Below are 25,780 nucleotides of genomic sequence, written 5' to 3' on the forward strand. Positions count from 1 at the left end.
AATATATGAATTGAGAAATTAATTATAAAAACGCTTGATTAACTTTTATTAGTGTTAATTGAAATAAATGTAAAGATAAAAAATATAAGTGTTATTGAAAAGATAATTCTATTGACATATTAACATTATCAGAATTATATTTTAATTTTAAAAATACAAGCGAGTTAAATAATTTATTAAGATTGAAAATTGTTAGGAGGAATAAATTATGAATAAAAGATATTTATTAGTAATGAAAAGTAAATATGGTGATTTAATAACAAACTGCTTTTATACATTAGAAGAAGCGAAAATTACTGCTAATGTTGAAAATAAACAAGAATGATTAACAACAATTATTGATTTAGAAAGCATTCAATGAGAAGGAGTTGAATAATATGAAAGAAAAAATTAAAATTAGAGATTATGAAATGACATTAGAAGAATATCAAGTAGATACTTTATTAGATATATTAAGAGAATTTATAAAAGCAAATATTCTTAAAAATAGTGAAGAATTGATTAAAAAATTAGAACTTATAGTAAAGGAAAATACTTCAGAATTATATTCTAATATAGAAAAATTAAAAATTATGGACCCTAAAAAATACAATGAATTATTTGGTAAAGGAGATGAATAATATGGAAAAAAATAATATTAGTATTAATGAATTTTTAAATAAATATAAAGCTAACGAAGATGAAGATGATTTTAAATATGATGTTAAAGTTGGTCATTATTTTGTTGAAGGAGATTGGTCATTAAATTTTAAAGAATTACATCTTGATAAATATAATATTGATGAATTTAAACAGTTAATTAAAGATTATGATAATAATCGTAAATATTGAGAAGAAAATGAAATTTGTAAAGATTGTGAAAGAAGAAAAAGACTAAGTGAAATTTGTAAAGGAGATAAATAATTATGAATTTAAAAGATTTATTAAATGAAATGTTTGATAATTATCCAGATTGTTATAAAGATTATGGTTTAGCAATTATGGATCGTTATGAAATTGAAGTTGAAAAGAAAAAATTAACACCTGAAGAAATTGATAATCTTACTCATTTATATTTTGATAAACCCAAAAATAATTATATTGTAAATGAAGATTAATACTTATTTTAGAAAGGATGATTAAAAAATGAGTAAATATGCTAGTAAAGATTGAATTAAGAAACATTCAAAAGATGGATTATATCTAAGTTATAATGAAAATTATATTTTTTGTCCAACTCATCGAAAAATGTTAAAAGTTGTAATTAATGATTTAAAAAAATTGATTGGAGATGATAAATAATGAGTGATGTAGTTAAAAATATAGTAAATAATATTACATTTCAATTTCCTTTAAAAGGAGATGATTTTAAAAATGCAAGTCTTTTAGCGTATAATATTCAAAAAATTAAAGAAGAAAATAAACAAGAATTAACTGAGTATATTTTTAGACATATTAATCATTATGCATTAAATGGTTATCAAGATGTTCATTTAAAAGATATTCCAAGTGCTATTACTAAAAATAATTTTGTTTTTAAAGAATGATTAGAACCTATTCAAAAATTATTAGATGAACATAATAGAATTGGCAAAATAATTACTAATTATAGAAATTATATTGAAAGATACAGAGTTGAAATTAATAATAATTTGACACAAGCTCGCAAACAAAAACAACAAGAGTTTTTAAAAGAACAAGAATTAAAAAAGCAAGAATTAATTGAAAAAGCAAATAATTTAACTGTTGATATGGGTGTAGACATAGACCAAATTCAAGATGAACAAGTTCGTGTAATGGAAAAAATTGAAGAAATTGATAAATCACTTGATCCAAAACAATTAAAAAAAGTTGGTATTAATATAATTAAAGAAAAATTATTAGTAAAAGATATTGAATTAATTGGTATTAATGATGATTTTTTACAAAATGCAGATAAATTAGAACTTATTAATTTAATTAAAAATTATTTAATTATTGATGAAAAAATTGTTAAAAATGAAATTAAAGACCAATGAGATAGTAATGCCGATGTAAATACTATTGGAGTTAAAGGTATTAATTTTAAAATAAATAAAGGAGAAAAATAAATATGTTAGAAGATACTAAAAGAGAAATAAAAAATATTATTGATGATATAGATACTTTAAAAAATGAGATTGATTATTACGAAGATGCAGAAACAACAAAAGATATGGATTTTGGTGGTTGATATAAAAGTTTTATAAATATTATTACCCAATTAAAAGAAATAATTAAGGAGGATTAAAATATGGCAAATATGATTGATTTTTTAAAAGAAGAAAAAACAACTCAATGAATTAAAAGTAAATTTTCTAATGAAAGTGAAATTGCTAGATTTAAAAGTAATTTAGTAGCTATTTCTAACAGCAATGATTTATTACAAAAAGCAAGTCCTGCAACAATTATGACTGCTTGTTATCAAGGTGTTTTATTAAATTTACCTATGGAAAAGCAATTTGGTTATGCTTATGTCGTTCCATATAATACTAAAATAACAAGAATTATTAATGGTCGTGAAATCCAAGAATGAGTTAATCAAGCACAATTTCAAATGGGTTATAAAGGTTATATTCAATTAGCACAAAGAAGTGGTCAATATTTAGATATGTCAGTATCTGATGTCAGAAATGGTGAATTAGTAAATTATGATCGTTTAAAAGGTACTACTTTTAATTGAATACAAGATGAAGATGAAAGAGAAAAATTATCAATTATAGGTTATGTAGCATATTTTAAAATGGTTAATGGTTTTGAAAAAACTTTATATATGACAAAAGAACAAATGGAAAATCATTTTATGAAATACTCTAAAACTTATGCTAAAAATAAATCATTTTATATTGCTAGTTTTGATGAAATGGCATTAAAAACAGTATTAACTAGTTTATTAAGAAAATGAGGTATTATGTCTGTTGAATTACAACAAGCATATAAATCAGATCAAGCCGTTATTACGACTAATGATGAAAAGATTTATATTGATAATGATATTACTGTCGCCAAAAATCAGGGGCAGATGAGCGTTGAACCTGTATCAAATAATATAAATACCACATCTTATACAGAAATAGCGGACACAAACGATAATGTAGTTAAAGAAGAAGATATATCAAATGTAGTACCAGCAGTTAATAACAATGATGAAGAATGAGCAACTTGATAAAAATTGGTATTGACCCATCAGGAACTGGTACTACCGCTATTGCTATTTTTGAAGATAATAAACTTATTAGAAAAGAATTGTTTGATAATAAAGATTGAAAATGTCATGCTATTTATATTATTGAAATTATTTGAGAATATCTATATCAAAATGAAATTATAAATATTGAAAATTGCTTATATACAAATGCTAATGGTTCAAAAGACCGCGATGATTTATTAAGATTATTAGGTGTTGTTGAAAAACAATTTTGAAATAGTATTAATTGAGTATCACCAAAACATACTAAATCAGTTGTTAAAAATATGGAAAATTTAAGTAAATATAATGATAATTGTTTATGAGAATTTGAAAAAGATGTTAATTTAACTTATGAATATGGTAAAGGTTGATTCTATAATAATGAAAAAATAAGTAATCATCTCCGCGATGCAATTATTATTGCTAATTATGAGGGTTAATTATGAAACAATCATATAATCAAAAAACAGGAAAATATTATTCTAAATTAATTCGTAATGTTAATGTTTACTTAAATGAAAACCAAGAAAAAGTATGAAATGAATTACCTGAATTATATACTAATAATCAAAAAATACAGCATTTTATTAATTATTATATTATAAATAATAAAGGAGGAAATGATAATGAATAAAGTAAAATATAAAATTAACAACGATATTATTTTTTCTATCACAAAGTATTTAGTTGAAAAATATAATATTAAAGAACCTGTTAAATTACAAAAAATTTTATATTTTTTATATTTAGATTATTTAAAACAATATGATGAAAAATTATTTGATGATGAATTTGAAGCATGGATTTATGGTCCAGTTATAAGAAAAATTTTTAACCATATAAGATATAATGGATATAATTTTATTGAAATAGAAAGTTATACTGATAAATATTTAGAAATAGAAAAAATACAATACTTAACAGATGAAAAAGTGAAAAATTTTATTAATGAAAATATAAAAAAATACATAAATATGTCATCAATAGAATTAGTAGAAAAAACTCGTTATTCATTACCATGAATAAAAGCAAGAAAAAATTTAGGGCCACACGATATATCAAAAAATAAATTATTATTTAAAGATATTCAAGAATTTACAAAAGGCAACAATGATAATGAATAACTATATATTATGTTATAAAACCTTACAAGGTAATAGGCCTTGTAAAACACCATTAGGTAATTATATTACTGGATCAGATATTGAAGATATAAATATTAATTCAACTGAATACTGAGAATATTATAAAAAAACATATGGGGAAAAGAATTTAGTTATATTAGAAAATAAAAAAGGAGGTTAAATAAATGTGTGGAAATTGTAAGTGTCAAAATTGTAAAGATGAAAACAGAAGAATTAGAAAGAAAAATTATGCTTTTGAATTTTGTAAAGAACAAATAAAGAGAAATCCAAATCAATTTGGAATCAGAATAATAATGCGTATGATAGAAGATAACTTTTAGAAAACAAATAAAAAATAACCTTAATTGGTTATTTTTTTAAATACTATTTGTTAGTTGTCTAATAGCATCTTTTTGTGCTTGTTTTTTGTCGTTTACTTTAACTTGTTTTTTAACATTTTTAATTTGACCTGTTTTTAATGCTAATTCTGTTGCATATTCAGGTCCTCGTAAATGTTTTTCGTGTGCAATAACAGCAGTTCTTAATTCTCTAATTTCTGCTTTATATTTTTTAATTTTTTTAGCAGATAATCCAAGAATACCAAGACTACCCATTCCACCAGCACCTGCTAACACAAGTAAAGTAATCATTAATGTTTCATTCATTTTTTTAATTCCTTTCTTATCCTTACTCAAACAGTGGCCATCCATCCTTTCAGAACAAAATAATTTATAAATTAAACTATATAACCACCCAAAATATCAACCGCCCCTATATAGTTTATCTTAATTTATATTTAATTCTTGTTTTTGTTTTTTAATGTTTTCATTCTGTATATTTTTAAATATATCTTCTGTTATACCATCTAATTTATTTCATGCTTTTGCTATTCGTGGTTGAATAACACGCGGATTAATTCGACAATCTAAACAATGTCTTAAATGGTCTTTTTTTCATTTTGATTTATCAATTCAAATAATAATTAAAGAAATTATTAAAGTAATTAAAGGTAATATTGTAAATACTAATCCCATTTTGGATATTTTTAATCGTGGTATATCAATTTTCATATCTACTTTGGGTTTACTACTAGCAACAAATATACCCTGAATTCCGTGTGTAAATAAAGGTGTTAATAAAATAGCAATGCCATTACCTCAATATTGACCATAATTATACCAATTAATATTATCTTTAATTGCATTAATCATTCCATATTCTAATCAACAATTTAATACTAAAAATATTAATGTATAAAAACTAACTACTCAACTACGAATTTTATATTTTCTTTCTCATTCTCTAATATCTTTATGAGTTCAATTATAAGTCGGAATAGGGTCTTTTTTAAATCAATTTCACGGTAATGCACCCTTTAATCAAGTTGTTTTATCTTGTTTCATTAATTAAACTCCTTTCTAACTTATTTTTTTCTTACGCATAATTACAATATTTTTTATTTTTTCATATATTATATTTTTTTTATAAACTCTTATTTTTTTATCAGATACTTTAAATGAAATAGTATATAAATTATCTTGATTTCAAATAGCAATACAATTATTATAATAATTAATATTATCATTAATTGGATAAAAACTTAACATTCCTGATATGTTATCGTTTCCTAATCCATATACTGATATTTTATATTCATAATTGCTATCATATTTATTAAAAATATAACTTGTGCTTTCTGATATAAAATCACTAGTATCTACAACTTCTCAATAATGATGTTGCGTTGGAGTATAATCTTTTACTTCAATTGTATTATTTTCTCCCATTGTTAAAGTACGACCTAAATTAAAATTAATATGATTATCATTACTAATACTAATACCAACGCCATTTTGGATTTTATCTTGTTTAGTATTAATATCTTGTGATGTTTTTACAATATATTTACCATTTTGCTTATCAATATAATTTTTATCTAAATCACTATTTTTAATAACATCTGATGGAACATCGCCACCTTTTTTTGCTTTTCAAACTCCATTTTCATTATAAATTGTATCATTATCAAATGGAACTATTAATTTAATATATTCGTTATAATCAATCTTACTAAAATCATTAATAGTTGGATAAGTTATATTAATTGAATTATTAGTTTGTAATCGTTCTTTTAATCAAAATAATAATGTTGGATAAAAAGTTTTTTTACTAATATGTTTATATTCTTCTTCTCATGGATGAGCATAATTATCTAAACTATAATTATAAGGTCTAGATACTGTTTTACTAGATATAATATCAATTATTTCACCTGCTAATTTTAAAGCATTTTTAACATCACGAGTAATATTTTCATTTGCTTCTGGGTCATTAGTTTGTGAATATGCGACACCACCTTGTGAAAAAGATGCACTACCAGTTAAATCATTGACTCCTTTTGGTAAATATCAATTCATAACTGCTAATAAACAAGCAGATTGAATATAACTTAATCATTTATCATATTCAATTAAACCAGTATTATCTTTTTTTACTCAGGGAAATAAATCTTTTTTATTTATTTTATCGGAAATTGTTCCACCTGATAATCTATCCATTCATAAACTAGTTTTTAAAATAGCATTATAAATTAAATTATCATTATAAGCAGATTGTTTTCTATCATTAATAGGTTGTCAAAGTTTACTTTCTTTCACATCTTCAACTGTTATAAATAACAAATTACTTAAATTATTTTCCATATAAAACACCCCTTAATTGATTACGATATTTATTTTTTAAATTACTTGGCTTATAACTATTAACTCTTGTTCTTGTTTTCTTAATTGTTTTAATAGATTTATTAACCTGATAAAATTTATTATTAACTGGTGTTTTATATAAATTCTTAATGTTTTTAACATCACTTCGGCGTTCACGATACCATTTTTTATTATTAATTTCACCAGCAAAATTAAAATTAAAATGTCCAATTTTTAAATTATTAATAAAGTTTTTAATTTGTTGTAATTTTTGAACTGTTGGTAATGTTAATTTAGTAGTTCCTTTGGGGTATTTTTCTTTTAATGCTTGTGGTAATCGTTTTTTAATATAATCTCTTAAATGACTAGGTAATCATTTTCTTAATCAATATCTTCAAAATAATGTTCCAGCGTTAGATACAGCATTACTTAATAATTTTCAAATTTCAACTGGAACACTAGGATAAACATATGGACCATAAAATTTCGGATTTTTTGCTGTTTTTGTATATATTAAAATAGTTAAATTACCTGTTAAAGTTAACTTATTTGTAATATTAAACATACCGCTATCAAGTCAACTACTATTTAAAGGTTGTCAATTAGTATTTAGATAATTTTCATTTTTAAATTGTTCTCTATTTTGAATATTATTATCTTTTTCTAATTGACTTAATATTTGTTGTATTTCTTTTTTATGACCTTTTTTAATTAAATCTAAATAAGTAAATGGATTTAATCACTGATAAATATCTTCAATTTTATTTGTAATTTTATTATATTTATCAGTAATATAATTAATTGGCTTTAATACTTTATTTTTAACTTGATTAACTCTATTAATTAAATTTACAAATTTACTTATTAAAGGTTTATTTTCTAAATTAGATACTAATAAAGTTAAAACGCGTAATATTAGTAAATTCATTGTTTATTAAGAATTTTTAATTACAACATCAATAGGGTTTGTTTGACCAGTGGCGTTATTTTTACCTTCAATTTGAACGGCAACAGTTTTATCATTTGTAATATTAATTGGTCAATCTTCACCTTTACTTTCAATAAAGTAATCAAAATCACTTTCAGTTAAAGAAATATCTACGGTTTTAACTGCTTTTAAAACAACATCTTTAAATTGTGGTGTTAATTCTTGTTGCGTAACACTGTTCGGATTTTTTACTTTTATATTTGGTTCATCAATTTTATTAATTTTACTAATATCTATTTTACTTGCTGCTGGAATTACATAATCAATTGGAACTCTAAATGTTTTATTTAGATTACTTTTAGCAGTATTAATTTCATCTTGTGTTGGTTGTTTTTCTAAAATAATTTTACATGTTTTTGGATATAAAATTGTTGGTGTTGCATATTGAACTTTACCAATTCATTTAGGGTTAGCAGTATCATTATCTAAAACTTGTTGAATAGTATCCATATTAATTGGATATGCTCATACTTGTTTATTAATAATTAAACCATTTACATTATTAAAATTATAACCTTTATCTCGGTTAACTTGTCCTTTTGTATATGTTTTTTCTAAATGAAAACTTTTAGATACAGGAATTCCCATTGCTGTATTTTCATATAATTCACCATTTACCATTGCTTTTAATTGAGCTTGTGAACCAATTACTTTTAAATAAGCAGGTGTTAATCCTAAATATGCTCTTCGCCCTAAAACCATAAACATTTTATCTGTTGGCAAACCAAAATATAAATTACTAATTTGGTTTGTTAATTCAATCAAAGTTTCATTTAATGTAAAGAATGCTTTATTTGCATCATCAGCATTTTCAGCTGTATAACTACGAAATGGAATTACCTCATATTGACCATCTGCTAAACAATAATCATAAATAGCCTGAATTAATTCACATTCTAAATTAACAAATTTATTCTGTACAACACTAGAAATAGCATCAGCAATAACACCATTTTTAATATTTTGTTCTATTAATGCTAAATCAAAAGCCTCATTCATTAATTTTAAATTAAATCTTTTATCAATAGGAACTGGAATTCTTGTTAATCCCATTGTTTGAGTTGTTCCACCATTTGGTAATGAATAATCATCTTGTCATACTACACGATGAGTTAAATTATATAATGCTTGACCAGCATTAGGTAATCAAGCAACTTGTTCAGCTGTTGCAGTAGCATACTGCATAATACTTGCATATTCATTATATAAAGGTCCACGCAATAAAGCATTAACCATATCAACATATGCTTTTTGATCTGTTGTATTACCTTCTAATGTAAAAGGTACTTGTGGCAAATTAATTGTTGCCATAATATTTCACTCCCTTATTATCTAAGGTTTTTAAGTGTATAATCAGTTATTTTTTTAATTTCATCAGGAGTATATGCTCCTTTTTCTTTAATAGTTTCAATTTCATCATTTTTATTTTCAGTTGATTTTTCAATCATATCTTTAATAAAATTAGTTGGTGAAATTGATTGTTGTTCTTCAACAAACAAATCAGGTTTTAATTCTTTTAAAGTTTGCATTTTTTCAGTTAAAGAATTACCACTAACTTTATCTAAATTAGTTTTAATATCTTCAATTTTAGTAGATGGAACACCTTTAAATGCTTTTAACTCATCTAATTCATTAGCAACTTTTAAATACTCTTCTTTTGAAATAGTATCTTTTCGTTTTTGTATTCCCTCAATAATTTGTTTTGTTTCATTATGAAATTCATTTAAAATATTATCTGCTATTTCTTCACTTAAACCTTGTTCTATTAATTGTTCTTTTGTAAGTGCCATTTTATAAACCTCTCTTTTTTTATTCTTGTCCGAATAACAAGTCAGCATAAGTCTTTTTAAGGCGGAAAGCATAAACCGTAAATTACTTTTTTGTTAAAAGGATAAACCGTTAACTTTATTTTACACTATTATTTTAGTAATACAACTATTAATATAAATATTATAACTTAATATATTTCATTGCTAATATAGCTCTTAAAACAATTAATAAAGGTATTTACATTTATTTATATTTTTATATAATTTAACTAATAGAAAAGAGGGTTAATTGGAATGAAAAGATTATTAAGTATTATTGGTGCAATTTCATTACTAGGAACAAGTACAACAAGTTTAGTTGCTTGTAATAAAACACAAGAATATACAAAAGAAGAATTAGAACATTTAAAAAAAGAAAACCAAATAAATACAGCAGATGAAACTATTAAAAACAACCTAGAATGAATAGCACCACAAGAAAAACCATTTAATAATGTTGATAATAAATATTATTATGTAGTATGAAAAGGTAAATCAAAATGATATATAACAAAATTATTAAATAATGAAAAATTATTAAATCGAGATAGTAGAAAAGTCTTGAAAGAAGAAGAAGGATATGAATTTGGTTTATATAGGTATAGTTTAAATTATGAAGTTGATTTGTTTAATTACGAACCATCTAAAACAACAAACTGACCTTGAAGAACAGACAAAGGAACTCATTTTAAAGCAGTTTATCGTTGAAATTTAGATACACAAGAACCTGATTTAATTATTGATGAAAATGGTAATATAAAAGTTAATGGTGAATAAAAAAGAGTCTAGCAAAAATGCTAGATTTTTTTATACTAATGTAATTTTTAAATTGTCATTGTATTTTTTGGTTAGAAATTCAATATTAACAATTTTACATTTATCTAAATTAGGTATATTTACTAAATAATTAAGCTTATTAAATTTATCTCTTTTAAGATATTTTTTTTATTAAATTTATATTGCTTATTATTAAAAATAATAACTAAATTACTTTTATTTTTAAGTTCTTTTAAATAATCTAAAAATGTCATTTTATTACCTCATTTTATTTTTATTATAACATTTTACCTTGGTTTTATTGTAATTTTAATAGGATTATCGCTCGTATTTACCATATTTAATACACCTAAGGCATTTAAGTCTATTGTTATATTTTTGTCATTACCTCATGAAGTATTATTTGTTAAACAATATCCTAATAATTGAGGAAATAATACTTTTGAAAATCTAATTTTTAATTTTACATCATTAGTATAATATGCTTGTAAATATGTTTCTTTAATTTTATTATTATCATTATTAGATAATTTTGTTATTTGTAATAAAAAATTAATGTCTCAGTTTCTTCATGAAATAGTGTATTCACTTTGATAATTTCCACTTGGTAAACCATTAGTATATGCAATAGGTTCAAATGTTTGAATATCATTAGTTATTTTTTTCGTATCTATTGTAAAAGTATTTGGAAAATTAACATTATCCTTTTGTTGCAATCCCTTTTTGTGTAAAGTTGCATCAGATAGTGACCCAAAATTATATTCACAAGTAGAATAACCTCCTAGAATATTAACATTTCTATCACGAATAAAATGTTTTATATCAGGTTCAATACAACTAACTTTTAAATTGTCAAGATTACTTATTTCTATTGTTTTATAAGAACTAATAAATTTATCGATACTTTGAATTGTTGGATCAATTTGTCTTAAATCAAGTTCAGTTTCATAATAAGCATCCTTAAATTCATCAGAAAATAAATTAATATAACTATTAGGAGTATTTGAGCGGTTACATTGTGCTGGTGCTGTAATTTTAGTTATTAATGCTTGTCCTGTTTTACCATTTCAAATATCTTGTGTATAAGGTTGATAGTTATAAGGTACTGGTGGGAGAACATATTGTGGGTAATTAAAGGTTGGTATTTCATAGTCGTGTGGGAGTAAGAAACTAGTTTTATAATTAGTTGTCATATCTCGTAAATAATTATTTAATACACTTTTTGTTTTTCCACGAAAACTCCATACTGATAAGCGTAAATAATCTTCTTCATTATTAGTATATGGATTATCAGCATAAAAGATAATTTCAAAATTACCTTTATATAATGCTTGAATTGAAAACATATCAATTATATAACTACAATTTGTACCATCAGGTGTTTGTAAGAATTCACAATCATCATCTTGTTCACTAAGAGTAACTGGTGTTTGAGCATCAACTGCTTTAGTTTGTTCATTAATTAAATAAACTCGGTTAGTTTTAGGATTTAATTGTTTTAAATTATATGTTGAATAAACTAACTCACTTGTTTTTGAACCATCGTTAGTTAAAACAGTACCTTTACATTTATCAGTTAATAAAGTTGTAAAACCTAAACTAGTGGCATTTGCACCAAAAATAGCACCAACTTTATCATTACCTTGTTCTCTAAATATTTCAAATGGTAAATAACCTTTACCTTTGGAATCATCACCTCAAAATGCATCATTATAAAAACTATAAATATTTGCACTCATAAAACCATTTAATCATTGAAAATTAGGTCAAGTTTTTTCATCTTGATTAATAACTCAACCTCAAGGAATACCAAATGAAATAAAGTTTAAGAATTTACCAACTCCACCTGGTATTGTAAAAGGATTAAATACTAATTTTTGCGTATAGTTTAAGGGTAATACTGTAATTTGGCGATTAATAAAATTATTCATATTTAAAATATCTCAAACATTACATTTGCCCATTTTATTATATTCAATTTGAACTTGACCAACAGTATTACCAAATTCATCTTTTCTTCTAAAATAAGATGAAGCTTGCGTACTAATAATATTATCAACATTACCACTATTTACTTTTACTTTATTTGGTGGTGTTATTTTTCAGTTTTTAGACCAATAAAACTTAGAACTATCATCTTCTGTATGAATATTTCTACCAACACTAGAATTAGTTGCTGATGTAGTAGTTGGGTCAGTTATAACAATACCCTCACTATTTTTTTGATTTCAAAAATCATATCTTGCTTCCATACTATCTTTTCAATCTTTAAATCCTGTTATCATAGTTGGCTGAATAGCTTGAATATTATATCAACTTACATCAGGTGAAGCATAAGTATTAATTTTATCTGGAGGAGCAGGAAACATGTTATACATTAATAAATCACGAGAATTCATTACTTTTTTATTAAATTGACCTTTAATAATTGGTCGGCCAATAACTGGCATATCAAAAAAGATTGGATTACCATAAAATTTAACTGACATTGCTCTAACACCAGGGTCTTTTAATAAGATATCATCTAGTTCAACAATACCTTTATTTAATTTTTCATCATAAGTTATTTTAGGAAAACAATAACCTTCACCAGGGGCACTTGTTTGAATAAATTGTCTTACTGATAAACCACTATTACTAATTTTGTCATTAATACTTGAAAATGTAATTTCTTGTCATAAGAAACTTCCATCATAAGGGGAATAATAATTAATAACATTTGAAGGATATAATCATTGTCTATCTTGTGGAGCAGAATTAATATCACCACCACCAATATTTAAGCCACGATCATTAAATACAGTATAAAAATTATAATAATCATTAATATTTAATTTCTCAGCATTTTCATCTAAAATTAATAAAGTATATTGTCTTTCTGTTGATTGTTGAGTAAATACTTGCTCAAATTTAGCATCACCAAATTGAATTGAGCTTCTATCATCAATCATATATGCATCTCAATATTTACCAACTTTAACCTCTTTTGTATAAAAGTTATCGGCTTTATTATCATTATTAATAAAATAACTTAATTTATATTGATTTAAGTATTCTAACATTCTATTAATATCATAAATATTTTCACCATCAATTAATTTTCAATAAACATTATTATTTTCATCTTTTAATTTTATCGCAAAAGGTGTTTCATTATTGGCTCATATAGTTGAGTTAATAGGTTGATTTTTAAAATCATCAATAGTTAAGATATTAATTTCTTCACCTTTATATTTTTGGATTATTTTTAAACTACCTTGTCATTGAGCAATAGTACTTTCCATATTATCAAATATTCGTGTATAACTACCATAATCACTTGGTTTAGCGTTATTAGGTTTTCATCCTGTTTCTGTATCAGGTATATATGAACTATAAACATTAAAAGGAAATACCATTCAATGTCTATTATCTCGTATGTTTTCTCTAATATCTATTAAAGTATCGTGGGCTTGTCTTCTTAATTCTTCCATAACCCCTGGGTTAATTCTACTCATTTGTTAATTCTCCTTAATTTCTGTTCTACCTTGTACAGCATTTTGATTATTACCAGTTTCATCATATTCCATTAATTTATTATTATGTTCTATTTCTTTTGCTTGCATTTTATCTTGTCATGCTTCTACTTTTTCAAAATATTTTGTTGCTTCTAATTCATCAATATTATCATATTCAGTTATGGCTCTTATTGGTTCCATTGTGCCATTTTCTAATCTAGCAGTAATTAATTCATTTTGTCGCATTTGGTCTACTAAACTAGCACTAACAAAATCAAATCCATAAGGTCGTTCACCATTTCCATCTCATAAACCATAATATTTTAAAACAGTATCAAACATTTTAGTATAATATTGTTTACGATATGCTTGTAAATATGCTTGTTTTTCTAAATCTTTTGTTTTAGTTAATAATGATTGTGTTTTATTTTGGTCATTATCTGATTTATCACCAAATGGACTAGAATAATGACATGCTAAATATACTTGCTCAATAATAGATTTTTGGTCTTCTGTATATGTTTCTAAGGTTGGTGTACCTTGTACTACTTGTAAAGATTGAGATAATTGGCCATCTACGGCTGATTGACCTGATTGAATAAAAATATCATCAAAAGCATTTTGTAATACTTTTTTATTACCTTTATTGTAAGCAGTCATTAAATCATCATCTAATATTCCATATCAATGAGTACGGTTTGCTCATCGTTCTTTTGATTTAATATCAAAACTATCTTCTAAATCAAATTGTAATTTATAACAATTTGCCATTGTAGGTCATGGATTTAATGTAGTTGAAGTAGATAAAAATAAAGGATTAGGTTCATTTATCATTTCTCAAAAAGGTACTATACCTAATTTATTTTTAAATTCTTGTACTAAAACAGGTTTAACATTATCTTTAATTTGTGTTTTACTTTGTCCAACAACTACTTCATTATTTTTTGGTCAACCTTTAATAATTATTTTATCTTTTGTACAAATTAAATTTAAAATAAAACCACTATCTGATTGATGATAATTTAATCAAATATCAGCACCTTGTTCAATTTCGTTTATTTTACTTACACGTGATGTAAAGTTAAAAGGATTAATTCATAAATCAATATTACCATCTGATGTTTCTAATAAACCAAAAATAGTTTTACCCATTAAACTTGCTGTTAATTCATTTTTATCTAATTTTTCTTTTATTTTATAAGTTTCATATCATCAATTTAATTTTTCTAAAATATCTTTACGATGAGACTTAAATAAAATATCTTTACCATTTACTAATCGCATTTGATGGCGAGCAATAATATTGGCTAAATTAATAGTTCAATCATAATTATAAAATTTTAAAACACTATTAATATCATTTAAGTTTGGTAAACTAGGGAAAGTATTATTCATTGTTATTTTGCTCCTTTAATTTTAAAATAAGTGCATAATTAATAATATTTACTGTTAATAAACTAGGTTCATTTGCTAACACTTGCACACATACTTTAACTTTTTGGTATCTTTTAATATATTCGTTATATAAATTTAATTTACATATTGCGATATTATCTTTTTTTAATTCTTGACAAAGTCTTTTTTTAACTTGTCCACAAACAGACATATATGGTCTTTTTGCATTTATTACACGCTCATCATGTATTACATAAATATCTTTTTTCATTAAGTTATTCACTCCCTTTGTTGTCATAATTTATAATCTGCTGAATTATTATGTTTAACCATTGGAATTAATTCAAAGTGTAAGGCATAAAAATCACTATCAAAGGTATCATCATATAAGTCTAACGGTCGTTCTTCTCGGGCATCTGGTTTATCTTCTCATTGAATTAATTCATACTGCTTTTTACTTATAGGACATTTTTCTCATAATCATTTTAATTGATTAGTATTTATTAGCATTGTGAATGCTTCAACACGATGTCTTACTTTAAACTTCTGCTTTTGTGCTGGTTTAAAATGCATATATTGACCAAAAGAATAATTATATTTTTCTCGGTTTAAACTTTGCAATGTTGAATAAGCACTATCATCAACATTAATTGATATACCTTGTTGTATTAAATTAAAATATTGATTTAATTGATTGTTATAAAACTCTAAAATATCTTTAACTTGTTCTAATTCAGTTTTAAATTGTTGTGTAGCATTTGAGTGTGTATATTCTGCTACTTTATATGCTTTTTTATCAAATGAATTATATATTCAAAAACTCGCTGCTGTTGTATGTCCTTTGGGACTAGTAGCATTCGCAATATCAACGCCACCTAATAATTTCGTTGGTTGAATAATATCTGTTGCTTGCATTATATCAATATATCTAGCAAAGATTGACCCACTAGTATTACCTGGTAAACCTCAACTCCATACTCTTGCTCTTTCAATATCTAATTGTTCTAATCTTAATTGTTCATTAACTTTATCTTGTGGTAATTCATAATTAAGTCTTCAACTAGAATAATGAATAATAATCTTCATATTTCATTTTTTAATATATTTAATTTGTTCATATTTACTACGCATTATTTCTTCATTAAAAGGTAATAATTGATTACAATAACCAACAATATATCTTTTTAAACTTTCAGGATTACATGTATTAATTGTTATTTTATTTTTATAACCACGAATAGCAAATTCTAAATCACTTAAATCTTTTTGTTGAAATTGATCACATTCTTCTCTTCAATCAATAACTAATTTATATTTATTCAAATCAGCAAAGGCTTTTAATTTTTCTTTCCGACTTGGTGAATGTAACCCTTTACAATATATTTTGCTACCATTTGATAAAGTAAAAGTAAAATTTGATAAATTAATAGTATAAGGAATATGATTTTCATCTAACATATTTCATATGTTTTGAAATACACTATCTTTTAAATCTTTACTTCAATACATACTAGCAATAATACAAATTGGCTCTTGAATTAATAAACTAATTTTTAATAATTCACCAAACATTTTAATATTTGAAATAGTCTTACCACTATATCGTGTTCCAATTTGATTAATTTCATTAACTAACTCATATTTCTTAGCAAAGGGATATTTATTACCAATACTACTATTTTGTAATAACCAATAAGGTGTTTCTAACAAATAAGTAAAATGATTAAGCATTATTATCACTTTCTTTTTTAATATCTCTAATATCAGTTTGTAAATTAACAATTATTGGCTGTTGATTATTTAAGTTTAATTCTTTTTCAAGTTCTTTTTCTTGTAGTGAATATTTATAATTAAATGCTCGTTGTCAATATAATTTAGCACCATCAGGTGATTTCATCATAAAATTAATTATTTCACTTTCAATTCTATCAACTTGTTTTTCAAGTAAAGGAACTATCTTTTCGCTCCGATAAATTTCTTGCCTTCAATGACGAGAAAGGTTGAATTCATTGGTTAAATCATTCAAAGTATATGGTTTATTAGGTGATTTATTTTGCCAAAATTCATCTATTTTACGATAGAATGTTCGTAAACTTGCTTTATTTGGATTAAATTCTTTCATTTTTACTCCTTTTTGCATATTAAAATTGCTATTATTTAACGAATATGATTAAATAAAAGAGTAATAAAACCTATAAAACTGTATCAATATATAAAAGAACTTAATATAATATTTTGTTCTTTTTTATTATCTATATTTTACATCAAAATTAAAAAAAAGTAAATTACTTTACTTTTTATTTTAGTATACAAGCATATAGAGATAAATTGGAGCTTGTTACAATATAATTATATAATTAATAATATATTTGTCAATAATTTTAATTTAAAAAAATGTGAAAATTTATCTTTTTTATAAATTTAATGTATAACTATTTTTATAAAAGAATTGGAGGAAATATAGAGTAATGAAAGATTATACACATGTAAAATATGATGAACGAAAATTTTTTAAGGATTTATTTTTATCTGATAGTTGCAAAAAGAAAAATGGCACACTTAATTTATCTGAAATATCAAGACAAATAGGAAGAGATATTAATACTGTTAAAAGAGAAATTAATAGATTTACAAATATAGAAGATTATAATGCCCGTGAGGCACATGATGATTACTATAAAAAACGAAAAAAATCTATTAAAAAACTACCTACATTTACAGAAGAACAACAAGAATTTTTAAATTTAAGATTTAATATTTTGGGTGATTCACCAGCAGAAATTATTCAGCGATTTTTAATAAAATTTGGTATCAAATTTCCCGCTTGCCTTAAAACATTTTATAAATGAATTTTTTTAGGTCTTTTGGGTTTGTTAAAGAAAAATTTATTAAATGGTGGTAGAAGAAATAGAACAAAGAAAAGACCTGATAATCGTGGAAAATTAGATGAAAGATTTAAATCAATATGAGATATTGAAAATAAAAAAACTAATACTGGTTGATTTGAAATGGATACAGTAGTTGGTAAAGACCATCAATCTAGTTGTTTAGTATTAGTTGAACAAAATAGTAAAAATTATTTTGCTATGAAATTAGAAGAACATACTGCTAATGAAGTTTTAAAAAAACTTGAAGAATTAGTTAGAATTAATGGTTTAGTTGGAAAAATTAAAGGAATAATAACAGATAGAGGAAGAGAATTTAGTAAGTTTGAAGAAATGGAAAAGATTACTAGTTCTAATATTTATTATTGTGACCCAGGTTCACCTAAACAAAAACCCTTAATTGAAAGAATGAACCGTGAATTTAGAAAACGATATGGTAAAGGAACAGATTTTAATCTTGTTACGCAACAAGAAATAAATTTAGTAGTTGATATTATAAATGAAAAATTAAGGCCTGTTTTAAATTGAAGAACGGCAAAAGAGGTATTTTCAGAGAATTTTAAATAAGTTTATTTGAATAATTTAATAAACTATTTTTCAGTGTGTTAAAATTAAGATAAATTTACAAATAATTTAACAAATAATTTATTTTTTTTAAAAAATAGTTGCATTTCTTTAAAAGAGTGTTATTATCAAAATAACAAGAGATAAATTTGGAGCTTAGATTTACATAATACAATCCATAAACTTAACTCCTAACTATACAATGTTTTTGAAACAATAAACCCAACTATATATAAACTTGATATCGTTAACATTAATGGATGACTAAACAAAATTGCCATCTTACCAAATAAAGAAAGTAAAAAAGTGTCTGAATTATATAAATCCATAATAATATTTTTTGCTGATGTTAATTGATTTATAATGACTGTAATAAATCCTGTTCCAAAAATAGCGATTGGAATGGCAACACTTTTTAGGACACTTTTTATGTAGACTTCTGATTTCTAAATTCAACTGGAGTTAAGTAATTCAAACTACCATGAATTCGAATATTGTTGTATCAATTAATGAAATTAAATAGTTCCAACTTTAATTGTTCTAAATTTTTAAATTTTCGGCCATTAATAAATTCAGTTTTAAAAGCTTTATAGGTTGTTTCAGCTACTGCGTTATCGTAAGGGCAACCTTTTGCACTTAATGATCTTTTAATATTAAATGTTAATAAAATTTCTTCAATAATTTTATTTTTAAATTCATTACCACGATCTGTATGAAACAACCTAATTTGATTTAGTGGTCATGTTATTTTATAAAATGCCTGCTGAACTAGTTCAGCAGTTTTATTTGTTCCAGCGCTATAGCCAATTACTTCACGGTTAAATAAATCAATTAGTAAGCAAATATAATGTCATTTTGAACCAACTTGAACATAGGTTAAATCGCTCACAATAACTTCATTTTGTCTTTTATTACTAAACTCACGATTTAGAATATTACTAATTTGATCATTATTTACAGGAGATTTATGATTGCGATATTTTAATTTAGTATATTTTGATACTAAATTATTTATTGCCATAATTCTTCTAATTTTTTGTCGAGATAAAATAATGTTCTTTCTTGCTAAAATAATTTTAATTTTTCTAGCACCATAAACTTTATAGCTTTCTTTAAATGCACTGATAACTTCATTTTCATAAATATTAATTTCAGTTTTAGTGTTCTTATTAATTTGATAATAATACTTTGATTTTGCTATCTTTAATATTTGACACATTTTCCTCACTGAATATTTGTCTTTATTATTAGTAATTAATATTACTTTTTGCCGATTATCAGTGCTGCTTGCTTTAAAATATCATTTTCCATTCGTAATTGTTTGTTTTCTTTTCGCAACTGAATAAGTTCATTTTCTTCAACAGAGCGATTGTCTTTAGCTTTAAAAGAACCAGAATTCTCAATTTTTTTACTCATTGATAAAGAACTGCCTTTGAAATTTTATATTCGTTAACAATTTCAATATTACTTTTACCATTTTTATATAACATTACGATTTGTTTCTTGAATTCATCGGTGTACTGGTTTTTTGCCATTTTTATATTCCTGCTTTCCTAATAATTTTAGCTTATTTTTTTACAGTCTACATAAATATGGTCCAAGTTATTGTAACCTATCCAGTTATTTATATATTGATGGAACTAGTCCCCATGATGAGAAAAAAGTTCACAGTGGTAAAATTCCGTGAATTGTTTTAGCAAGACATTTTGGTAATCGTGCTTTGTTTACAGCTCAGCGTGAGGGTATGATTTGAAATAATATTCGCCAATTAGCAAGTGGTATTATTATTCCAATTTCACTGAAAAAGCCGATTGCTAAAAAAGGATTTAATTTTTTTAATCGTTTCTTTATTATGCGAATTGGCATTTTTCAAGATATTACTGATTATGAAATTTGAAAAACAAAATCAGTAGAACGAACAGCAGAAGGTAAACGAGCAAAACATAAGTCGGATGTTGGGTTAGGAATTCGGTTTTTTAAAATAATTATTCTGTTAGAATTTGCACAGAAATATGATAGTCAATGATTAAAGTTTGTTCGTGATTTAAAAAATGATGAAATAGTTAATTATAAAGAATATTACTGGTCAGAAATTACTAAATTGAGTGTTAAAGAGCGTTTAGAATTGTTTGATATTGATATTTTGAAAAAGAATTTAAAACCTAAAAAAGAAAAAGGAAGTGGTAAAGATGATTAATTTATTATCAGAAAGTAGTAATTGAGATAAGATTTTTAGTTTTATTTTTGATGTATTTTTGTTTATTTTTGATGTTATTTGAAATACAAAATTACCAATGACAAATACGACAATTGCTTATTTTATTATCTTTTTTATGGTTGTTAAGTTATCTATTTATGCAATTCACGGTACAAGAACTCAATACAACGAATTAGGTTCAACAGTACAAACAGGTGTATCAAATATTTATTCTGCAACTGCTCGTGGAGTTTCAGATACTAAACAAGGTATGAAAAAACATATTAAAGATCGTAAACAGTTTAAAATTAATCGTAATAAACAACAATTATCAAATTTAGTAAAACAAGCAAAAACAAGAGAACAAGGATATCGGAGAGTGAATAAATAATGATTAAATTAGTTTTATTGGTGGCGGCAATCGCTATTTTTGGAACAGGATTTATTACAGTCATTATAAATCAATTAACATCAGCAAAAAATATTATTATGGTTTTATATAACTCAGATACTTTTTTGCTTTCGTTGTTTGGTAAAATGGCAATTTTGTTTAGTCATCCATTAATGTTAACAATATCAAGTTTATATATTGTTGGGTTTATTGTTTCAAAAACATTGTATAGTTAGGAGTTGAATTTATGAAAAGTAAAATTTTAAAGTTTTTAAAAGAAAAATGATGAAAAATATTATTATATTTTTTGGTAATTAGTTTAGGAATGTTCGTACCTTTTCTTTATATTGATATTAAAGAATTTCAATTGTTTTTGAGTAAATTTGGTTCAGTTTCTTCAATTATGTGTATTGGATATATAATTTTTTGAATTTTAACTGCTGCGGGAATTATTGATTTAATATTATGAATTAAGAAAAAAATTAATAAAGATATAGTTAAAGGTAGTAAAGAATAATGCGTAAGTCATTATCTTTATTTGCAATATCTATTTTAGGTATTTTAGGTTTAATTATTCCTTTTATTACTTTAACAGCATTTAAACCATTAAATCAGCAAAATTATACTGTTAATCAACAAACAACGGGAATGAATGAAACTGATTTTATTAATACAATGTTTTTACGCAGTAGTTTTTTTGAAAATTGGTCAGAAACAAATTACTTTATTAACTCCACTTTAAAAACATCACAATCATTAACTTATAATGATAAGTGATATTTAGATTTTCTAAAAGATAGTTATTCAACGGGGATTTCACTTGATAAGCCTAGTGATGAATTTATGGATTTATATAAAAATTGAGATATTTATGCTAAACAGTATAATATTGATAAATTCTATGATCTTGATAAAAAACAATTTTTAAGAGAATTAAATAATTTTTCTTATTCATTTACAAAATATTTTAATACTGTTGAAGTTATTAATAAATTAGAAAAAAGTATTGATAATTTACAATTAGTTAAGATGATTAATGAGTTTTGAATACAAATTCCTAGAACACAGGCACCTAATAAAGAATTTTTAACTGCTACTAATAAATGATATTTTTATGGAGAAAAAAGAAATGGTCAATATTTGCTTACAAAATTTTATTTTGATAATAATTTTATTAAAAATCAAAATTTATTATGGCAACACTTAAAAAATGATTCAGATTTTATTTGAAACTATAATTTAGTATATCGTTGAAACGGAAGCGGTGAACCAAAATTACCTGTTGTTGATAATGATGGTAAATTAAAATGATATACTGAATATTATCAAAATGTTCGTACTTTTTTATTAAAGTATATTATTGCTATTGTACAAGAAAATATTCGAATACAGCAAGGTGGTAGTCCTGATTATGATTGCTGGCAGTTTAGAGTTAACACATTTTAAACAATATTGAAATGGATATGATTATAATAGTTAACGGTATACTGATGATTTGGGTTTTTTATTTTCTTTTATGAAAGAAAAAGAAAATATTTTTAATTTTAGTGCTGAAACTTATAATTATTATCAGGGTAATTCACCTAATTTTGGTAAACAAGTTTTTGAACAAATTAAAGGTCAAATTGATATTAATAAGTTTTTAAAAGCATTTTTTGCATACGCTTTGGTGCCTGTATTTCAAAATCGGAGTAATTTTATTGAAAGTGGTTATATTAATAATTTACAATATGATACTGTTTTAATTAACTTTTTTGGTTTAAAGTTAGTTAATTTTAGAGATGTTTTAATTGATGAAAATAATACTAATAAAAGTCAATTTGAAAAATTATTAAATAGTATGTTTACGGTTTCTCAAAATTTTTATAAAGATTATTTACGAACGATTTTTGATTTAGAAAATAATACTTATGTGCAAGGTTATAATAAAAAATATGGTTTATTAGCAAATAATGGTTTTAAAATTTATCCGCGTTATTTTTATTTTTCAGATAAATATAATCAGTTAGATATTAAATTGTATTCAGCATTTAAAAATCGATTTTATAACACTAATTATGGTAATGTGTTTAATTATGATTTTTCAGTTTCAAATGACTATAATATTAATCAAAATGAGGGTTATGTTTTTGAAGGTGCTTTAAAAGATAAATATGGTTTAAAATACAAGAAAATAGAAGAACAAAAAATCGGTTATAATGTTTTTGAATTACAAGCCCAAAAAGAAAATGATATGTATCGTTATTATGATTTTAATTTTGGAATTTATAATTGACAAGAAATAAATAATGGCGGATTATTTCCTGACGGACAATGATGACAAGCTCAGTATGAAAGTTGTACTTGATATAATTTAGCTTGTCATATAAAAAATGCGGCAATTTGAGTTGTAAATAATATTCCTGGTGTTAAACAAGTTAATGAATTAGCAAGTGGTGTTGGCAAGATTTTTCAAACAATATATAGTTTTTTTAGTCAAACATTTGAAGTATGAAAATTTAGTCCAGCATTATATAACACAATAACAGATATATTCCTATTAATTATTTTTATGAAATTTGTACGATTAATATAAATAAAAGGAACTACAAAGTTCCTTTTATTCTTTTCAATCTGTAATTTTACCTGTATCTTTATTAATTTCTGGTATTTGTGGTTCACTGTTTCCGTTTCAACGATATACTAAATTATAGTTTCAAATAAAATCTGAATCATTTTTTAAGTGTTGTCATCAAGTATTTTGGTTATTAATAAAATTATTATCAAAATAAAATCTTGTTGTTATATAATTATTTTCATATTTATTTATATAAAAATATCATTTATTAGTAGCAATTAAAAATTCTTTATTAGGTGCCTGTGTTCTAGGAATATTAGTTCATTTACTATTTTCTGGTGGTTGTTGTGGTTTATTAGGTTCTGGTTTATTACCCCCGTTTTCATTGTTATTTGGTTTTTCACAACTAATTAATGTTGTTGTTAATCCGATTGCTCCTAAAATGCTAAGTCATTTTTTTATATATTTATTCCTTTCTGTGAAATGTTATAATTTTTTTAATTATACTATACCTTTTTTAAAGTAGGTGTAAATTTATGAAATATATTAACTAATAATTTTAATTTAATAACGAAAGGAAATAATAAAATGTTTAATTTTAATAAATTTAGTGTAAATATTTATGAAAATGCTTTAAATCAGTTAAAAGAAAAGATAGAAGGAACTGATGATATAATTTTTAAAAAACGAGATAAAACAAAATATTTTGTAAAAGAAATAAAAACTAGAAAAATTAAAACAGAATTTGGAATATTAATTTATAAGAGAAGAATTTATAAATATCTTTATAAGGGTAAGTGAAAATATGTTTCTCTTGTTGATAAACAATTTGGAGTTAAAAAATGGCAAAGAATAATTAATGATTTAAAACTAAAAATAACTGCTGAAATAGTAAAAAATAAAAGATATAGTGATATATTAGATATGTTTAATTGCAAATTACATTGTTCATCTGTTTCGCGTATTTTACGAAAAGCATTAATAAAAAGAAAAGATATTGTAAAAATTTATATATTAATTTAGATGATGCCCATGTAACTTTAAAAAATAAAAATAATAAATCTTATTTGCAAACTGTTAGAATAATTTCATTTAATACTGGAAAAGAAAATAATAAATTTTTAAATAAAAAATATTGTTATTTTTTTCTTAATAAGAAAACTTGGGGTGCGGAATTTAATGCGTTCTTTATTAAAAAACAAATTCAGAAATTTTTTAAAAATTATGAAAATATTAAATTAATTATTGGTGGGGATAGTGCTAAATGGATTAAAAAAACTGCTAAAATTTTAGATGGTATGTTTATATTTGATAGATTTCATGCAATAAGAGAATTAAAGAATAATATATATTGTGGTAATCGTAGTAAAGAATCCTTTAAAAATTATTTACACGCAAAGGAATTATTTTTACAAGGAAAATACGACGAATTTATAACTTTTTTAAAATCATTACAGAATGAAAGAATTAAATTAAGGTATTTTATTAATTTAAAAAATGGTATTTTAAATCAAAATAAAGACTGAAATATTGGCGTATCTGCTGAAAGTGATGTTTCAAGAATTGTAAAATCTTGTTTGGGATATGGGAATAAAACATTTTTATTTTCAACATTTAAAAATATTTTGGATTTAAAAATTATGAGATTTAATTTTAGTTAATTTAAAATAATTTAATTTTAGTTTTTAAACTATTTTTTAGTATGTTA

The 25,780-nt window shown here is 23.6% G+C and carries 33 protein-coding genes and 3 pseudogenes; 23 read left to right on the top strand and 13 right to left on the bottom strand.

Annotation, left to right across the window (positions count from 1 at the left end):
- Window positions 1–5: 5 nt before the first annotated feature.
- The 14 genes from ACOBWH_RS02595 to ACOBWH_RS02660 are packed head-to-tail and all read left to right on the top strand — an operon-like array spanning window position 6 to window position 4,652.
- Entirely contained in the window at window positions 6–230 is a 225-nt protein-coding gene (locus ACOBWH_RS02595; RefSeq protein WP_424525686.1) for a hypothetical protein, read from the top strand.
- Window positions 209–376 carry a hypothetical protein gene (locus tag ACOBWH_RS02600; protein ID WP_424525684.1) on the top strand — a complete coding sequence of 56 codons (168 nt, stop codon included), beginning with the start codon at window positions 209–211 and terminating at the stop codon, window positions 374–376. Before ACOBWH_RS02595 ends, ACOBWH_RS02600 begins: the two co-directional genes overlap by 22 nt.
- Window position 377: 1 nt before the next feature.
- On the top strand, window positions 378–620 hold the full coding sequence (locus ACOBWH_RS02605; protein WP_424525683.1) for a hypothetical protein: 243 nt from the start codon (window positions 378–380) through the stop codon (window positions 618–620).
- A gap of 1 nt (window position 621) precedes the next feature.
- Window positions 622–903, top strand: coding sequence for a hypothetical protein (locus ACOBWH_RS02610; RefSeq protein WP_424525681.1), 282 nt, complete (start codon window positions 622–624; stop codon window positions 901–903).
- Between the two features lie 2 nt (window positions 904–905).
- Entirely contained in the window at window positions 906–1,097 is a 192-nt protein-coding gene (locus tag ACOBWH_RS02615) for a hypothetical protein (RefSeq protein ID WP_424525577.1), read from the top strand.
- A gap of 28 nt (window positions 1,098–1,125) precedes the next feature.
- Window positions 1,126–1,281, top strand: coding sequence for a hypothetical protein (locus ACOBWH_RS02620; RefSeq protein ID WP_424525579.1), 156 nt, complete (start codon window positions 1,126–1,128; stop codon window positions 1,279–1,281).
- Window positions 1,281–2,069 (top strand): hypothetical protein, encoded by a 789-nt coding sequence (locus ACOBWH_RS02625; protein ID WP_424525679.1) that lies wholly within the window; start codon window positions 1,281–1,283, stop codon window positions 2,067–2,069. Before ACOBWH_RS02620 ends, ACOBWH_RS02625 begins: the two co-directional genes overlap by 1 nt.
- Window positions 2,070–2,071: 2 nt before the next feature.
- Window positions 2,072–2,248, top strand: coding sequence for a hypothetical protein (locus ACOBWH_RS02630; protein WP_424525677.1), 177 nt, complete (start codon window positions 2,072–2,074; stop codon window positions 2,246–2,248).
- Between the two features lie 3 nt (window positions 2,249–2,251).
- Entirely contained in the window at window positions 2,252–3,166 is a 915-nt protein-coding gene (locus ACOBWH_RS02635; RefSeq protein WP_424525675.1) for a recombinase RecT, read from the top strand.
- Window positions 3,151–3,627 (top strand): hypothetical protein, encoded by a 477-nt coding sequence (locus tag ACOBWH_RS02640; RefSeq protein WP_424525673.1) that lies wholly within the window; start codon window positions 3,151–3,153, stop codon window positions 3,625–3,627. Before ACOBWH_RS02635 ends, ACOBWH_RS02640 begins: the two co-directional genes overlap by 16 nt.
- Before the next feature lie 2 nt (window positions 3,628–3,629).
- Complete coding sequence (locus ACOBWH_RS02645) at window positions 3,630–3,821, top strand: hypothetical protein (protein WP_424525671.1); 192 nt, start codon at window positions 3,630–3,632, stop codon at window positions 3,819–3,821.
- Entirely contained in the window at window positions 3,814–4,311 is a 498-nt protein-coding gene (locus tag ACOBWH_RS02650) for a Panacea domain-containing protein (RefSeq protein WP_424525669.1), read from the top strand. Before ACOBWH_RS02645 ends, ACOBWH_RS02650 begins: the two co-directional genes overlap by 8 nt.
- Window positions 4,304–4,492, top strand: coding sequence for a hypothetical protein (locus tag ACOBWH_RS02655; RefSeq protein WP_424525667.1), 189 nt, complete (start codon window positions 4,304–4,306; stop codon window positions 4,490–4,492). Before ACOBWH_RS02650 ends, ACOBWH_RS02655 begins: the two co-directional genes overlap by 8 nt.
- 4 nt (window positions 4,493–4,496) lie before the next feature.
- The gene (locus ACOBWH_RS02660) at window positions 4,497–4,652 is read left to right on the top strand and encodes a hypothetical protein (RefSeq protein ID WP_424526446.1); all 156 of its coding nucleotides are present in this window, start codon (window positions 4,497–4,499) and stop codon (window positions 4,650–4,652) included.
- Between the two features lie 36 nt (window positions 4,653–4,688).
- Here the strand turns inward: ACOBWH_RS02660 and ACOBWH_RS02665 are convergent, their stop codons facing one another.
- The 6 genes from ACOBWH_RS02665 to ACOBWH_RS02690 all read right to left on the bottom strand — a co-directional run bounded on the left by ACOBWH_RS02665 (window position 4,689) and on the right by ACOBWH_RS02690 (window position 9,791).
- On the bottom strand, window positions 4,689–5,021 hold the full coding sequence (locus ACOBWH_RS02665; RefSeq protein WP_424525663.1) for a hypothetical protein: 333 nt from the start codon (window positions 5,019–5,021) through the stop codon (window positions 4,689–4,691).
- Window positions 5,022–5,096: 75 nt separating this feature from the next.
- On the bottom strand, window positions 5,097–5,714 hold the full coding sequence (locus ACOBWH_RS02670; protein WP_424525661.1) for a hypothetical protein: 618 nt from the start codon (window positions 5,712–5,714) through the stop codon (window positions 5,097–5,099).
- 15 nt (window positions 5,715–5,729) lie between these two features.
- Entirely contained in the window at window positions 5,730–7,013 is a 1,284-nt protein-coding gene (locus ACOBWH_RS02675; RefSeq protein ID WP_424526445.1) for a hypothetical protein, read from the bottom strand.
- Window positions 7,003–7,941 carry a hypothetical protein gene (locus ACOBWH_RS02680; protein ID WP_424525862.1) on the bottom strand — a complete coding sequence of 313 codons (939 nt, stop codon included), beginning with the start codon at window positions 7,939–7,941 and terminating at the stop codon, window positions 7,003–7,005. Before ACOBWH_RS02680 ends, ACOBWH_RS02675 begins: the two co-directional genes overlap by 11 nt.
- Before the next feature lie 6 nt (window positions 7,942–7,947).
- Entirely contained in the window at window positions 7,948–9,312 is a 1,365-nt protein-coding gene (locus tag ACOBWH_RS02685; protein WP_424526444.1) for a hypothetical protein, read from the bottom strand.
- A gap of 17 nt (window positions 9,313–9,329) precedes the next feature.
- Complete coding sequence (locus tag ACOBWH_RS02690) at window positions 9,330–9,791, bottom strand: hypothetical protein (protein WP_424525653.1); 462 nt, start codon at window positions 9,789–9,791, stop codon at window positions 9,330–9,332.
- Between the two features lie 273 nt (window positions 9,792–10,064).
- Here ACOBWH_RS02690 and ACOBWH_RS02695 point away from each other — a divergent pair, with 273 nt between their 5' ends.
- The gene (locus tag ACOBWH_RS02695) at window positions 10,065–10,586 is read left to right on the top strand and encodes a lipoprotein (protein WP_424526443.1); all 522 of its coding nucleotides are present in this window, start codon (window positions 10,065–10,067) and stop codon (window positions 10,584–10,586) included.
- A 287-nt stretch (window positions 10,587–10,873) separates the two neighbouring features.
- On the opposite strand, the gene ACOBWH_RS02700 is transcribed toward ACOBWH_RS02695, so the two are convergent.
- The 5 genes from ACOBWH_RS02700 to ACOBWH_RS02720 are packed head-to-tail and all read right to left on the bottom strand — an operon-like array spanning window position 10,874 to window position 17,618.
- On the bottom strand, window positions 10,874–14,083 hold the full coding sequence (locus tag ACOBWH_RS02700) for a hypothetical protein (protein ID WP_424526442.1): 3,210 nt from the start codon (window positions 14,081–14,083) through the stop codon (window positions 10,874–10,876).
- A 3-nt stretch (window positions 14,084–14,086) separates the two neighbouring features.
- Complete coding sequence (locus ACOBWH_RS02705) at window positions 14,087–15,478, bottom strand: hypothetical protein (protein ID WP_424526441.1); 1,392 nt, start codon at window positions 15,476–15,478, stop codon at window positions 14,087–14,089.
- Entirely contained in the window at window positions 15,471–15,749 is a 279-nt protein-coding gene (locus ACOBWH_RS02710; RefSeq protein ID WP_424526440.1) for a hypothetical protein, read from the bottom strand. The genes ACOBWH_RS02705 and ACOBWH_RS02710 overlap by 8 nt, the downstream gene beginning before the upstream one ends.
- Entirely contained in the window at window positions 15,749–17,209 is a 1,461-nt protein-coding gene (locus tag ACOBWH_RS02715) for a PBSX family phage terminase large subunit (protein WP_424525852.1), read from the bottom strand. Before ACOBWH_RS02715 ends, ACOBWH_RS02710 begins: the two co-directional genes overlap by 1 nt.
- On the bottom strand, window positions 17,202–17,618 hold the full coding sequence (locus ACOBWH_RS02720) for a hypothetical protein (protein WP_424525643.1): 417 nt from the start codon (window positions 17,616–17,618) through the stop codon (window positions 17,202–17,204). The genes ACOBWH_RS02715 and ACOBWH_RS02720 overlap by 8 nt, the downstream gene beginning before the upstream one ends.
- A 328-nt stretch (window positions 17,619–17,946) precedes the next feature.
- Between ACOBWH_RS02720 and ACOBWH_RS02725 the strand changes: the two genes are divergently transcribed.
- Window positions 17,947–18,930 (top strand): IS30 family transposase, encoded by a 984-nt coding sequence (locus tag ACOBWH_RS02725; protein WP_424525641.1) that lies wholly within the window; start codon window positions 17,947–17,949, stop codon window positions 18,928–18,930.
- Window positions 18,931–19,118: 188 nt separating this feature from the next.
- Here ACOBWH_RS02725 and ACOBWH_RS02730 read toward each other — a convergent pair whose 3' ends face one another.
- Window positions 19,119–19,256 (bottom strand): hypothetical protein, encoded by a 138-nt coding sequence (locus ACOBWH_RS02730; protein ID WP_424526940.1) that lies wholly within the window; start codon window positions 19,254–19,256, stop codon window positions 19,119–19,121.
- 98 nt (window positions 19,257–19,354) lie between these two features.
- A pseudogene (locus ACOBWH_RS02735) lies at window positions 19,355–20,462 on the bottom strand (IS3 family transposase).
- 83 nt (window positions 20,463–20,545) lie between these two features.
- On the opposite strand from ACOBWH_RS02735, the pseudogene ACOBWH_RS02740 reads away from it, so the two are divergent.
- The 7 genes and pseudogenes from ACOBWH_RS02740 to ACOBWH_RS02770 all read left to right on the top strand — a co-directional run.
- Window positions 20,546–21,124: pseudogene (locus tag ACOBWH_RS02740) on the top strand (hypothetical protein); the annotation flags it as partial.
- Window positions 21,117–21,515, top strand: coding sequence for a hypothetical protein (locus tag ACOBWH_RS02745; RefSeq protein ID WP_424526941.1), 399 nt, complete (start codon window positions 21,117–21,119; stop codon window positions 21,513–21,515). The pseudogene ACOBWH_RS02740 and the gene ACOBWH_RS02745, both read left to right, overlap by 8 nt.
- Window positions 21,515–21,751, top strand: coding sequence for a hypothetical protein (locus tag ACOBWH_RS02750; RefSeq protein ID WP_424526942.1), 237 nt, complete (start codon window positions 21,515–21,517; stop codon window positions 21,749–21,751). Before ACOBWH_RS02745 ends, ACOBWH_RS02750 begins: the two co-directional genes overlap by 1 nt.
- An 11-nt stretch (window positions 21,752–21,762) precedes the next feature.
- Window positions 21,763–22,032: a hypothetical protein gene (locus ACOBWH_RS02755; protein WP_004027785.1), complete on the top strand. Its 270-nt coding sequence runs from the start codon at window positions 21,763–21,765 to the stop codon at window positions 22,030–22,032.
- Window positions 22,032–24,090: pseudogene (locus ACOBWH_RS02760) on the top strand (spiroplasma phage ORF1-like family protein). Before ACOBWH_RS02755 ends, ACOBWH_RS02760 begins: the two are co-directional and overlap by 1 nt.
- Before the next feature lie 570 nt (window positions 24,091–24,660).
- On the top strand, window positions 24,661–25,095 hold the full coding sequence (locus ACOBWH_RS02765; protein ID WP_424526943.1) for a UPF0236 family transposase-like protein: 435 nt from the start codon (window positions 24,661–24,663) through the stop codon (window positions 25,093–25,095).
- Window positions 25,017–25,733, top strand: coding sequence for an Mbov_0401 family ICE element transposase-like protein (locus ACOBWH_RS02770; protein WP_424527385.1), 717 nt, complete (start codon window positions 25,017–25,019; stop codon window positions 25,731–25,733). The genes ACOBWH_RS02765 and ACOBWH_RS02770 overlap by 79 nt, the downstream gene beginning before the upstream one ends.
- Window positions 25,734–25,780: the final 47 nt, after the last annotated feature.

This window comes from Spiroplasma endosymbiont of Glossina fuscipes fuscipes (assembly GCF_049669535.1).
In the GTDB taxonomy this organism is placed as follows: Bacteria; Bacillota_I; Bacilli_A; order Mycoplasmatales; family Mycoplasmataceae; genus Spiroplasma.